13 protein-coding genes are annotated in these 12,547 nt (G+C 63.4%); 8 read left to right on the forward strand and 5 right to left on the reverse strand.

Features of this window, described 5'->3' with window-relative positions; genetic code table 11:
• The first annotated feature begins 44 nt into the window (after positions 1-44).
• The 3 genes from mca (at position 45) to ACIQC5_RS06080 (ending at position 3,491) form a co-directional block, all read left to right on the forward strand.
• A complete protein-coding gene (mca, locus tag ACIQC5_RS06070; RefSeq protein WP_400279442.1) occupies positions 45-950 on the forward strand; it encodes a mycothiol conjugate amidase Mca in 906 nt (301 codons plus the stop codon).
• Between the two features lie 110 nt (positions 951-1,060).
• Positions 1,061-1,339: a hypothetical protein gene (locus tag ACIQC5_RS06075; RefSeq protein ID WP_400279445.1), complete on the forward strand. Its 279-nt coding sequence runs from the start codon at positions 1,061-1,063 to the stop codon at positions 1,337-1,339.
• Positions 1,317-3,491, forward strand: coding sequence for a thioredoxin domain-containing protein (locus tag ACIQC5_RS06080; protein WP_400279449.1), 2,175 nt, complete (start codon positions 1,317-1,319; stop codon positions 3,489-3,491). Before ACIQC5_RS06075 ends, ACIQC5_RS06080 begins: the two co-directional genes overlap by 23 nt.
• A 13-nt stretch (positions 3,492-3,504) precedes the next feature.
• On the opposite strand, the gene ACIQC5_RS06085 is transcribed toward ACIQC5_RS06080, so the two are convergent.
• On the reverse strand, positions 3,505-4,146 hold the full coding sequence (locus ACIQC5_RS06085; RefSeq protein WP_400279452.1) for a hemolysin III family protein: 642 nt from the start codon (positions 4,144-4,146) through the stop codon (positions 3,505-3,507).
• 152 nt (positions 4,147-4,298) lie between these two features.
• Here ACIQC5_RS06085 and ACIQC5_RS06090 point away from each other — a divergent pair, with 152 nt between their 5' ends.
• Complete coding sequence (locus ACIQC5_RS06090; RefSeq protein WP_400279454.1) at positions 4,299-5,060, forward strand: isoprenyl transferase; 762 nt, start codon at positions 4,299-4,301, stop codon at positions 5,058-5,060.
• 273 nt (positions 5,061-5,333) lie between these two features.
• Positions 5,334-6,728 (forward strand): PhoH family protein, encoded by a 1,395-nt coding sequence (locus tag ACIQC5_RS06095; RefSeq protein WP_400279457.1) that lies wholly within the window; start codon positions 5,334-5,336, stop codon positions 6,726-6,728.
• Between the two features lie 147 nt (positions 6,729-6,875).
• On the opposite strand, the gene ACIQC5_RS06100 is transcribed toward ACIQC5_RS06095, so the two are convergent.
• Positions 6,876-7,520, reverse strand: a complete 645-nt coding sequence (locus tag ACIQC5_RS06100) for a GNAT family N-acetyltransferase (protein ID WP_400279459.1) — start codon at positions 7,518-7,520, stop codon at positions 6,876-6,878.
• 120 nt (positions 7,521-7,640) lie between these two features.
• A complete protein-coding gene (locus ACIQC5_RS06105; protein ID WP_400279462.1) occupies positions 7,641-8,435 on the reverse strand; it encodes a hypothetical protein in 795 nt (264 codons plus the stop codon).
• Between the two features lie 61 nt (positions 8,436-8,496).
• Between ACIQC5_RS06105 and ACIQC5_RS06110 the strand changes: the two genes are divergently transcribed.
• The 3 genes from ACIQC5_RS06110 (at position 8,497) to ACIQC5_RS06120 (ending at position 10,190) form a co-directional block, all read left to right on the forward strand.
• Entirely contained in the window at positions 8,497-9,051 is a 555-nt protein-coding gene (locus ACIQC5_RS06110) for a prepilin peptidase (RefSeq protein WP_400279464.1), read from the forward strand.
• A 172-nt stretch (positions 9,052-9,223) separates the two neighbouring features.
• Positions 9,224-9,709, forward strand: coding sequence for an META domain-containing protein (locus ACIQC5_RS06115; RefSeq protein WP_400279466.1), 486 nt, complete (start codon positions 9,224-9,226; stop codon positions 9,707-9,709).
• A 4-nt stretch (positions 9,710-9,713) separates the two neighbouring features.
• A complete protein-coding gene (locus tag ACIQC5_RS06120; protein WP_400279469.1) occupies positions 9,714-10,190 on the forward strand; it encodes an NUDIX hydrolase in 477 nt (158 codons plus the stop codon).
• 2 nt (positions 10,191-10,192) lie between these two features.
• Here ACIQC5_RS06120 and ACIQC5_RS06125 read toward each other — a convergent pair whose 3' ends face one another.
• Both ACIQC5_RS06125 and ACIQC5_RS06130 read right to left on the reverse strand, forming a co-directional pair.
• Entirely contained in the window at positions 10,193-11,854 is a 1,662-nt protein-coding gene (locus ACIQC5_RS06125; RefSeq protein WP_400279472.1) for an MDR family MFS transporter, read from the reverse strand.
• Positions 11,851-12,537: a TetR/AcrR family transcriptional regulator gene (locus tag ACIQC5_RS06130; protein ID WP_400279474.1), complete on the reverse strand. Its 687-nt coding sequence runs from the start codon at positions 12,535-12,537 to the stop codon at positions 11,851-11,853. Before ACIQC5_RS06130 ends, ACIQC5_RS06125 begins: the two co-directional genes overlap by 4 nt.
• Between the last annotated feature and the right edge of the window lie 10 nt (positions 12,538-12,547).

Raw genomic sequence — 12,547 nt, forward strand, 5'->3', positions numbered from 1 at the left:
CACCATCCACCACGCAGCACCGCCCATGAAAAAGGAGCCGTCCCGTGACAGCGTCCAGCAGTTCCGCCCAGCAGCTCCGGCTGCTCGCCGTCCACGCGCATCCGGACGACGAGTCCAGCAAAGGCGCGGCGACCATGGCAATGTATGCCGCAGCGGGCGTCGAGGTCATGGTTGCCACGTGCACGGACGGATCCCGGGGTGACATCCAGAACCCGGCCATGGAGGACGCGCCGCACCCCAAGCGGGACATGGCGGGCGCCCGCCGCCTGGAGATGGCCAATGCGGCCAAGGTCTTGGGGATCCAGCAGCGCTGGCTCGGGTTTGTGGATTCAGGGCTGCCCGACGGCGATCCCCTCCCGCCGCTGCCCGCTGGCAGTTTTGCGCTGCAGCCCTTGGAGCGCGCTTCCGCGCCGTTGGTTCGGCTGGTACGCAGCTTCAAGCCGCACGTGATCATCAGCTACGACGAAAATGGCGGCTACCCCCACCCGGATCACATCATGGCCCACAAGGTTGCCGTGGAGGCCTTCCAGGCCGCCGGTGACGCCGGACGCTACCCCGGCACGGGCGAAGCCTGGACGCCCAGCAAGCTCTACTATGACCGGGCTTTCAGTCCGGAACGGTTCCGTGCGCTGCACTTCGCCCTGGAGGAAGCCGGGCTGCAATCGCCGTATGCCGAGCGCCTTGCTGCTTGGCTGGAGGCCGATGCCGAAGGCCATACTCCGCCGGAACCCGCCCACAAGACCACTACACAGGTGGACTGTGGCGATTACTTCGAAGCCCGCGATGACGCCCTCCGGGCACACCGAACCCAGATCGATCCCGTCGGTTTCTTCTTCGCGGTGTCCCCGGAATTGCAGCGAACGGCATGGCCGTGGGAGGACTACACGCTTGTCCAGTCCAGGGTCTCCTCGGAGCTGCCCGAAAAGGACCTGTTCGCGGGGATAAGATAGGTAACGCCGGTAGTTTCTATCGCTCGTAGAAGTCGCGGGGTTGCCCTGCGGTCTTCATGTGAGCCGCGCTAAACAGTCGGCACGCATCAGCTCCCATAGAAGGTTTGAACGTGCACCACTTGATTCTCGCCCTGACCGTCAGCCCGTCGCCGGACCCCACGGGAACCCTGCGTCCTGGCCTGTCCGAGGACCAGGTGACGCCCGGAACGTGGGGCTTTGTTCTGACGGCCTTCATCGTAATCCTCACCACGTTCCTGATCGTGGACATGGTGCGACGGATCCGCCGCGTCCGGTACCGCGCCCAGGTTGAGGAAGCCCGCTTGGCTGCCGAAGCCGAGGGTGCCGATACCGCGGATGGCAACGGCGATGCCGCTTCCGGGACCCGCTGAGTCCACCGAAAACAGCTGGCCCGGGGCAGCCAACGCCTTGGGCGGGGAGCCGTCGGCCTACTTGCGCCAGCACGCGGCCAACCCGGTCCATTGGCGCCCGTTCGGAGACGAAGCATTCGCCTTTGCCGCCGAGCGGGACGTTCCCGTTTTTCTCTCCATCGGCTACGCGGCCTGCCACTGGTGCCACGTCATGGCCCATGAGTCGTTCGAGGATCAAGAAACCGCGGACTACCTGAACGCCCACTTTGTGCCCGTGAAAGTGGACCGTGAAGAACGCCCGGACGTCGACTCCGTTTACATGACCGCCACCCAGGCCATCAGCGGGGAGGGTGGATGGCCGATGTCCGTCTTCCTCACGCCGGATGGCCTTGCCTTCCATGCCGGCACCTATTTTCCGCCGACTCCGATGCCTGGCCGGCCCTCATTCCGCAATGTCCTTGAAGCGGTCCACGATGCCTGGCTGGAACGCCGCGACGCCGTGGAGGAGAGCGCCAGGGGACTTGCGGCCACCATGGCCAATGCGCAGATCTCGGCAGCAGTCCGGCTTGAAGGCCCGCCGGAAGCCAACGAACCAGGACTGCTCTCTGATGCTGTGGGGCTCCTTGCCCGCTCGGAAGACCTCGACGCCGGCGGGTTCGGCAGCGCCCCCAAGTTCCCGCCGTCGGCCGTTCTGGAGTTCCTCATCCGGCACGCTGCCGTTCCGTCCGATACGGCGGACGCCGCCAGCGACATGGCCGGCCGGTCCCTGGCTGCCATGGCCCGCTCCGCTTTGCGCGACCAGCTCGACGGCGGATTCGCCCGGTACTCAGTGACGGCGGACTGGTCTGTGCCGCACTTCGAGAAAATGCTCTACGACAATGCCCAACTGCTGCGTCTCTACACGCATTGGGTGCGGCTCGGTGGCAACGACGTGCTCTCCTCGGATGAAGCTGCCGGGGTCGCTTCGCAATGCGCTGACTGGATGCTGGAGGCCCTGGGGCTCGCTGGAGGGGGACTGGCATCGTCGCTCGACGCCGACACCGTGGTGGACGGTGTCCATCATGAAGGCGCGGCGTACCTGTGGACTCCTGAGACGCTCCGGGAGGTCCTCAGTGACGGCGACGCCGAGGCCGTGGCCAGGATCATGAACATCGGGGCGGAAGGTACGGTCTCCGAGTTGGGTTCGCCACTGCACCCTGGTCATCTGTTGTCAGGGCCCGAAGGAAGGCTGTGGGACCGGGTAAGGCCTCAGCTCCTTGCGGCACGAGGCCTCCGGAACCAGCCCGCACGCGACGACAAGGTGGTGGCGGGGTGGAACGGATTGGGCGTTTCCGCGTTGGCGGAGGCCGGAGCCGTCCTTGACCGGCCAGAGCTGATCGCCGCGGCGGAAGGCGTTGCGGACTACGTCGAGCGCGCCCATTGGGACGCTCAGGCCCAACTGCTGGTCCGTGTCTCGCACGACGGCCGTCCCCGCGGGATCGGCGGACTCCTGGAGGACTACGCGTTCTGTGCCGACGGATTCCTTGCGCTGTACGCCGTCACGGGCACCAAACGCTGGTACTTCCTCGCCGAAAACCTGATTGATGCGGCCTGTTCGCGCTTTGTGGAGAACGGGCATCTGGCCGACTCCACAGGGGAGTCCCCGCAGGTGTTCAACGCCCAGGGCCAGCATGCATCCCTGGATCCATTCGATAATGCGACGCCCAGCGGCGCGGCAGGCTTCGCCGGGGCGCTGTTGTCCTATGCCGCGTACTCCGGGTCCCATCCGCACCTTGCCATGGCCGGAAATATCCTCGGTTTGTTGCCGCCGATCGCCACCCGCGCACCTCGTGTGGCCGGCTGGCTCCTTGCCACCGCACAGGCGGCCCTGGCAGGGCCGGTGGAGGCCGCCGTCGCCGGACCCGACACGCCGCTCCGGCGGGAACTGCACGCCGCACTGTTGAAGTCGGCCAGCCCCGGGTTGGTGGTGGCCTTGCAGGTGGCGGACGACGGCGGGTCCCCGGCGGACGCGTCCGCTCCGGGCCGGCGCGAGGTGCCGCTGCTGTTGCACAGGACTGCGGGCGTGGACGGCTCTCCGCAGGTGTATTTGTGCCGCGGGATGGTCTGTGACAGGCCGCTGAGTACGGTGGGCGAGGTGCAGTCCCGGCTGGCCCACCTGGTTGCCGGTGGCTAGCCGCTGATGGTGGCTAGCTAAGGACCGCCATCATGATCGCCACAAAGTGTGCAGCGAACGCGAGAACCGTGAACGCGTGGAAGAGCTCATGGAATCCGAAGTGTTGAGTGCTGAAGTTGGGCTTTTTGATGCCGTAGAACACCGCGCCGGCAATGTAGAGGGCGCCGCCTACACAAATGAGGACCGCGGCGGGAAGGTTGGCAGCGAAGAACTGCGGCAGGTAGAACAACGCTCCGCATCCCAGCGCAACATAGATGGGGACGTAGAGCCAGCGCGGTGCATGCGTCCACAACACTCGGAAAAGCACGCCGGCTATGGCTCCGGACCAGATGACCCAGAGCAAGGTTACGGCCTGCGAGCGTTCCAGGAGGGACCACGCCAACGGTGTGTAGCTGCCGGCGATAACGAGCATGATGTTGGTGTGGTCAAGCCGTTTCAGGACCATCCGGACTTTGGGGGACCAGTTTCCGCGGTGGTAGACGGCGCTGACCCCGAACAGCAGGACGCCCGTGACGGCGTAGATGGCGGACGCGATCTTCCTGTCGGTGGTAGGCGCCAGAGCAACGAGGACGATGCCCGCGGCGATGGCGAACGGAGTTGCCACGGCATGGATCCATCCACGCCACGCGGGCTTGATTGTGAGCAGCTCAGCCATTGTTAAAGGGTAACTTACGTTCCGGTAAGTTACCCGGCGGTAACGAGTGCCGGACCGGATTTTGACCGTGCACTGCACCGACTTGGCATCTTGGACAGGTAGCCTAGGATGTGCGTCGTCGTCGTAAAGCAAGGAAGTCAGGTGAGAGTCCGGTGGAGATGCCCGGTTTCCTCTATGGCTTCTATGAACGCAAACTCCTCCGCTCCCTGGAACAAGGGAAGATCCCCCGGCACATCGGTGTCATGGTGGATGGCAACCGCAGATGGGCCCGTCAGTTCAACGCCCCCACCAGCCAAGGGCACCAGGCCGGCGCCGATAAGATCCTCGAATTCCTGGGGTGGTGCCAGGACCTCGGCGTCAAGGTGGTCACGCTGTACATGCTGTCCACGGATAACATGAACCGCTCCGGCGAAGAGCTGGATCTGCTCATGGGCATCATCGCCAACACGATGGACCGGCTGGACGAGGACGCTGACATCTCCGTCCACGCCATGGGCGCTCCCGAGCTCCTGCCGGACTATCTGGCCGAACGGCTGAACAAGTTGACCGCCCGCACACCGGTCCGCGAAAAGATCCATGTGAACGTTGCGGTGGGCTATGGCGGACGCCGTGAAATCGTCGACGCCGTCCGCGAACTCATGCACGACGCCGTGGCCAAGGGGCGGACCATGACCGAGGTCGCGAACGACCTGTCAGTGGACGACATCTCCCGGTTCCTGTACACCCGAGGCCAGCCAGACCCGGATCTTGTGATCCGCACGTCAGGCGAACAGCGGCTCTCCGGTTTCCTGATGTGGCAAAGCGCCTACAGCGAGTTCTACTTCTGCGAAGCGCTATGGCCCGCGTTCCGAAAAGTGGACTTCCTCCGTGCGCTGCGGGACTACGCAGGACGCCAACGCCGCTTTGGCTCCTAAGCGCCGAAACCCAAGAGGCTGTTGCCTGACGGGCTTGTGAAATTCGGTTCATCGGAAATTCACACGCCGGACACACGACTTGCCGACGGAAGACCGTGGAAATGTAACCGGGCGGGCATACGTTAATGCCATTAGCAGGCAAAACCGCCCGCTGATCGGGGAGGCCAGTAGATGGAGCGAATCATCGCACCAGTTACATGGGAGGCCACGCCCGGCCTTCCGGCCGAGCCGCTTCACCATTAGGCCGGGCGTCCGCCCGGGGCTGGAGTTGATGTGGCAATTTCTGAGCAACTGCCCGCAATCGTTTCTGACGGGGAAAGTGCAGCTACCTCTCGCACCAAGCGGGTACCTGAAGGGGCGCGGACGGCAACGTCCGCCACAGGCCGCAGCTACGTGATCGATACCTCCGTTCTGCTCTCCGATCCGCACGCACTACTGCGGTTCGCCGAACACGAGGTCATCGTTCCGATAGTGGTGATCACAGAGCTTGAGGGCAAACGCCACGATCCGGAGCTGGGCTACTTTGCCCGCAAAGCTTTGCGGCTTCTGGACGATCTGCGCATAGAACACGGCGGGCTGGACCACGCCATTCCCATCGGAAAAGACGGCGGACTGCTCCGGGTCGAAATGAACCATATTTCCACCGAAGTGCTGCCGGCCGGATTCCGGGGAGGCGACAACGACAGCCGCATCCTGGCCGTTGCCAAGAACCTGGCCAACGAAGGCCACAACGTCACCGTGGTGTCCAAAGACCTCCCGATGCGCGTCAAAGCCTCAGCCATGGGACTGCATGCCGACGAATACCGGAACGAGCTCGTCAAAGACTCCGGATGGACCGGCATGGCCGAAGTGGAGGCCAGCGAAGACGAAATCACCACGCTCTACGGACACGAACCCGTCTTCATTCCTGCCGCTGCGGAACTCCCGGTCAACACCGGTTTGGTCCTGCTCTCCAACCGCGGCTCGGCGTTGGGACGCGTGGGTGCCGACAAGCAAGTCCGGCTTGTTAAAGGCGACCGCGACGTCTTCGGGCTCCACGGCCGCTCAGCAGAGCAACGGCTCGCCATCGACCTGCTCATGGATCCTGCCGTCGGCATCGTCTCCATCGGCGGGCGCGCAGGCACCGGCAAGTCCGCCTTGGCCCTCTGCGCAGGACTTGAAGCCGTCCTGGAACGCCGCGAACACCGCAAAGTAGTGGTCTTCCGGCCGCTCTACGCTGTGGGTGGACAGGAACTCGGCTACCTCCCGGGCTCCGAATCCGAAAAGATGAACCCCTGGGCGCAAGCCGTGTTCGACACTCTGGGTGCGCTGGTCAGCCAGGAAGTCGTGGAAGAAGTGATGGACCGCGGCATGCTCGAGGTCCTGCCCCTCACCCACATCCGTGGCCGTTCGCTGCACGACGCCTTCGTGATCGTCGATGAAGCGCAGTCCTTGGAAAAGAACGTCCTCCTGACGGTGATGAGCCGCATCGGACAAAACTCCAAGATTGTGCTGACCCACGACGTCGCCCAGCGCGACAACCTCCGCGTCGGCCGACACGACGGCGTAGCCGCCGTCGTCGAAACCCTCAAGGGACATCCGCTCTTCGGGCACATCACGCTCACGCGGTCTGAGCGGTCGCCGATTGCGGCCTTGGTGACGGAGTTGCTCGAAGGGGCTGAAATCTAAGTTCGCTGCTGCACGGTGTTCACCGCCGCGCGGCAACGGCCTCCCGCCGTCGCTTAGACACACCGCAAAAGGACCCCGAAGGTCGCTGGGCGACCTTCGGGGTCCGATGCGTCGCGATGCGCTCCTTCCCGGGAGGCCGCAGCCACGCTACTGCTTCAGGTACGACTTCAGCTCTTCGTGGCCTTGGACTTTGAGGGTCCAAGTGGGGCGTTTGAAGGTGCTGGGGGTGAGTCGGACCCTTTGGACTTCTTCGACCTTGTCGCCCCAGCCGTCGCGGAACAGGCCGTTGAGTTCGTAGCCCAGGCTGAGGGAGACGCCCAAGGATTGTTTGTTCCAGGAGGCTGCTTCGGATTCGGCTACTTCCGCTTGCAGGTGGTCAAACGCGTAGCTCACGACGGCGGCACGCATCTCCTTGCCGAAGCCTTGCCCTTGCGCGGACTGCTTGAGCCAGGAGCCGGTGCTCACTGTTTTCAGGGTCGCGAACTGCTTGGCGCCGATGTCCTGGACGCCCAAAAGCTCGTCGTTGTGCCAGACGCCGAGGAGGAGTGTCCAAGAGTCAGCCGTAAATCCGGCCCTGCAGCGCCAGTACCACTGGGCCATGTTGGGAGCGAGCTCGTCGTCCGGAAGCTCTGTCCACGGGGTGCTGAATGGGCTCTTGCCTGGCTCGTGGACGCCGGAACGGGCGGCTGCGACGGCAGCCGGGATATCGGCGTCGAGGACTGGACGGATGGTCAGTCGAGGAGTGGTGAGCGTGAGTCCGAAGGGCGGCCAGATTTCCGCGAGCGAGGTCATCGGTGCAGCCTAACTGTAGTCGTGCGTGCCGCGCGAATCAGGGCGGGTTACACCATGAGCGCTGCGAAAACTGCACTGGGACGCGCCCGGCAATGGGCATTCCGCTTCGCGCGACCCTTGTTACGCGGCGGGGCCGATGTCCCAGGAAATGTGCCGTCTGACGTCTGTGAGGTTCATCGATTCGGCCAGGAAGAGGTCGTCCAGCATGTATTCGTCCACCGCAAGAATTTTCAGCCAGTGACCCTTGCCGGAACTGTCGCCGTCCAAAGATTGGCTTGCTACGCAGACGCCTGTGCCGGCGTCGATCCTGATGAGCGTTCGTCCGGGATGGGCCAGCGGTTGCTCGGGATCCGAGGGGACGTACGTGCGGCTTCGCGTCACGACTGTTTCCAGCGCCAGCCGGCCCTCGTGGTCTACCTCCCGCGGCTCCTCCAGCGAAACGCGGTTTGAGTCCGGGAACTCGAGTGGAACGGGCGCGTTGCCTGCCAGCTCCACGGGATCCAGGGCAGCCGCGAGCCGACCGTTACCGAAAGAGGGCTCGCCATAGGCAGCCTCGGGGCGTCGCCGGACCAGGCCGGCGTCGTCGTAGACGGGGGTGACAAGGTGTGCGGGCAGCAGCCAGGACCGGCGTGTGGCGCTGACGTACAGGTCATCCTTCGAATCGTTGATACCCGTGGTGCTGTGCAGGAGTTGGCCGTCCGGAGTCTCCAGGCGAAGGGCACCCGGCCTGCGAAGCCATGCCCGGACCATGGTGGCGCCTGTGCCGGGACGTTCGAGATATTCGAACCGGAGACTCGTCCATTTCCACGGCGAGGAGCGGCACAGATTCCGGAATGTGGAGGACAAGTCGTGTTGCTGACTGCCTTGCCCGTTGGCTTGTCCAAAACCAAATTCTGCTGCACTGTAGCGCCCCATATCCACAGTTTACCTACGCGTTCAACCGGGCCACGCGGACAATTCGGGATAGCATCCGAGGGTGATCAGACGACTCGCCGACCTCTGGGATGCCAGCCCGCTGGGCTTCTGGCTCGTGGTTGTTGCGTGCGCCTATTTCCTGCTGATGGCGGTCCGCTTGACCATCATCGACGTCCGGAGCCACCTGCTGCCGAACCGGATTGTTTTTCCTTCATACGGAGTGGCCGGCGTGCTTCTTGTGGCAGCTGCCGTAGCAGGGTCCTGGGGGACCAGCGTTGATGCAGAGAAAATACCTGACGCTGCCCTGTTCGGAGTCCCGGGTCTTGGAGTGGTTGCCGGTGGTGCGGTGCTGTGGCTGTTTTACTTCGTGCTCCGGTTCATTCATCCGCCGGGCATGGGCTTTGGCGACGTGAAGCTCGCGGGAGTGCTTGGCCTCTATCTGGGGTACTTGGGCTGGGCACATGTTTTCGCGGGCACTTTCGCAGCTTTCCTGCTCGGCGGACTCTGGAGCCTGGTCATCCTGGTGTCCAGGCGCGGCACACTCAGTTCGGCTATCCCGTTCGGGCCTTTCATGCTGGCCGGAGCCGCCGTGAGCATGGTGCTTTTGCCTGCATGATGCTTCCAGCCCTGCCCGGGGCCAACTGCGGCCGAACTGCAACCCTTCCCGTATTCTCCGTGTTCACCGGGCTGCGGCATGCTTAGCCCAGCGAATGTTTTGACACGTTTGAACGCGCCTGGAGGTAGCTGCAGTGCAGGGGAGCAAGGTTAGGTCCGTACCGGGAATGTCCATGGCCTTCGCCGTGGTGCTGTCGGCCTGCGCCTTGCTCCTGTCCGGCTGCGGGCAATCGGGCGGTGATCTTGGAGCGACTCCCGGGGTTAGCCTCCAGCCGGGCACAACCCAGCAGGCGGAGCCGTCCTGCGAAAGCGGTCCGTTGGGCTGTTCCGAGTTCACGTCTGTCCGAGGATCCGACGCCGAGGGAGACGTAGCGTGGCTCGGAACGGAGCCGCTGAAGGTCAGCTCGACTCATATCAACGGTGAATGGACCATGTTGGTGAAGACACCCTGCAACGTGCTCAACGTGGCAGTCTCGGTTCAGGAGAACGTCCTGACAACGCGTTCGATGGCCGTCTCCGCCATGGGGTGCTCTGAGCCAAAGGGAAGCTACGAGGCCTGGACCATCAAACTCTTTGAAAAGCCTGTCCAGTGGAAGCGCGACGGCGGCATGCTGACCTTGAGCAATGCACACGCCACGATCGAATTGAAGGAAAGCTGAGGCCATGGGTGCACCGGAATTCGTGCTCAAACTGCGCGAGAAGATCGGGAATGACCCGCTGTGGTTGCCGGCGGTGAGGGGAGTGGTTTTCGACGACGACGGCCGGGTTCTGCTCGGTCAACGTGCCGACAATGGCCACTGGACGCTGATCACCGGAATCCTTGAGCCAGGGGAGCACCCCGCGCCCGGATTGGTCCGGGAAATCTTCGAAGAAACTGCCGTTGTCGCGGAAACAGAACGGATCATCGGCGTCGGCGTTGTTGGGCCGGTGACCTTCCCCAACGGTGACGTCTGCGACTTCCTGGACATTACTTTTCGCTGCCGTTATGTCTCCGGTGACGCTCAGGTGAACGATGACGAATCGATAGCCGTTGGCTGGTTTGGCTTGGATGAACTGCCTGCCATGAGCGAAGGCAACCTCGAAGCCATCAGGCTTGCCACGGAGCCCGAAGGCCCCGTGGCATTCCAGGTGGAAGACTGACCCTATTTGATGCCGGCGTCGGCCGGTGTCCGCTCCGGCTCGCGTCCCTCGGCGGACGCGACGGCGGCCTCAAGCCGTTCGGCTTCGAGGCGTTCAGCCTCAGCGCCGCCTACGGCCTCTCCACGAGCCACCATGCCTGCCGTGTCCGAAAGCGGGATCTGCTTCAGGGTGATGGCCAGCAGCAGTGCGATCGCGATGAAAGGTACCAGATACCAGAACACAGGCGCGAGGGAATTGGCGTAAGCGTTGACGATCGCGTCCCGCAACTGCTCAGGCAACTGGCTGAGCGCCTGCGGATTCAGGGTGCTGGTGGACTGTGAGGCCTGCTCCGCGGAGGCGCCCGCGCCGGTGAAGGCGTTGGTCAGGGACTCAGCGAGGCGGTTGGTGAAGATGGCGCCGAAGACGGCCACGCCCAACGAAGCACCCACTTCGCGGAAATAGTTGTTGGTGCTGGTCGCAGTGCCGATCTGGTCGGCGGGCACGGAGTTCTGGACCACCAGGACTATGACCTGCATGATCAGGCCAAGCCCGGCGCCGAAGATGAAGAGTTGGACGCAGATGACCCAGATAGGTGTTTCGGCCGTCAGGGTGGTGAGCCACAGCATTGCCGCGATGGTCAGGGAGGCGCCCAGGATGGGGTACATCTTGTACTTGCCGGTCTTCGAAATCCGGATGCCGGAGAAGATGGACATGCCCATGAGACCAACCATCATGGGCAGCATCAGCAGGCCGGATTCCGCCGCGGACGTCCCGGAGGACATCTGCAGGAACGTCGGAACGAAGGCGATCGCGGCGAACATGCCAAGGCCCAGCGTGAACCCGATTGCCGTGGCGTTGATGAAGATGGGGTTCCGGAAGAGGCTCAGCGGAATGATGGGATCCTCGGCGCGCCTTTCCGCCATGACGAACGCCAAGGCCGCCAGGACCATGCCTGCGCCAAACGCCCAGGTGAGGGGTGAATCCCAGCCTTCCTCCTTCTTACCGCCAAAGTCCGTGAAGAAAATGAGGCAGGTGGTGGCTGCCGAAAGGAACAGGACACCCAGGATGTCGATCTTCTTTTCGGCCTTCTTGTTGGGCAGAGTCAGCGTGAACCATGCCGTGATGAAAGCGGCGATGCCGATGGGGATGTTGATGTAGAAGGCCCATTCCCAAGTCAGGTGGTCCACGAAGAACCCACCCAGCAGGGGACCGGCTACGGCGGACAGGCCGAAGATGGCTCCCAACGGACCCATGTACTTTCCGCGTTCCTTGGCCGGGACGATGTCTGCGATGATCGCCTGCGAGAGGATCATCAGACCGCCGCCGCCCAGGCCCTGGATGGCGCGGAAGATCACGAAGCCCCAGAAATCACTGGCAAAAGCACAACCCACGGAAGCGAGCGTAAACAGGGCGATGGCAACGAGGAACAGATTGCGGCGGCCCAGGATGTCGCCAAACTTGCCGTAGATCGGCATGACGATGGTGGTGGCCAGCAAGTAGGCCGTCGTGATCCATGCCTGGTGTTCAACGCCACCGAGCTTGCCCACAATGGTGGGCATGGCGGTGGAAACGATTGTCTGGTCGAGGCTGGACAACAGCATGCCTGCAATCAGGGCAGAGAAGATGATCCAGATTCTCCTCTGGGTCAGCAGCAGTGGTTCGGCAGCCTTTGAGAGGGTACTCATGCGGGGTCCTTCGAGGTTTCAAGGGGGTTGGGGCCCAGTTGGTGGCTCGTGGCCAGCGGCTGGGCGAAGAGTTTGCGTGCGGCGTTGAGGTTCTGCTCCAGAATCCCGCGGTACGGGCGGGTGTTGTCCTCGGAGAAGAACTGCTGTGCCGTCTTCTTGGAAACAGCCCCGAACAAGACCGTTGCCGTGGTGACTTCGGGGTGTTCCGGATCCAGCCCCTCGCGGGCGGCCACGAGCCCTGCGAATTGGCGCTCGCGGGCCTCCCCTTCAAGGGTGAGCCGTGCCAGGAGTTGAGGCTCTGCCTTGATGGCAGCAATGAACTGCTGGACTTCGGTGCGGCTGATGGAAGAACGCTCCATCAGTGTCACCGTGAGCACATGCAGCGCTGCCAGAAGCGTTTCCGAGATGCTGTCAGGCGTGCGGGCAGGGTTCCGGTTGAAAGCCTCCACCGCCTCTTCGGGCAGTTCGTCCGAAAACGAGCCGATCACGGCGTCTTCCTTGGAGTGGAAGTAGTTGAAGAAGGTCCGGCGTGAAATCCCCGCCGCTTCGCAGACTTCCTCAACCGTGAAACCGTTGAGGCCATGCTCCGCGGTCATGGAACGCGCGACGGCGGTAATGGCCGTCCGTGTGGCGGCGCGCTTTCGTTCGCGAAGGCCACCGTCAATATTTGCACTATTGCTCACAAAGTAAAGT

It is taken from the genome of Paenarthrobacter sp. NPDC092416 (assembly GCF_044755025.1).
Taxonomy (GTDB): Bacteria; Actinomycetota; Actinomycetes; order Actinomycetales; family Micrococcaceae; genus Arthrobacter.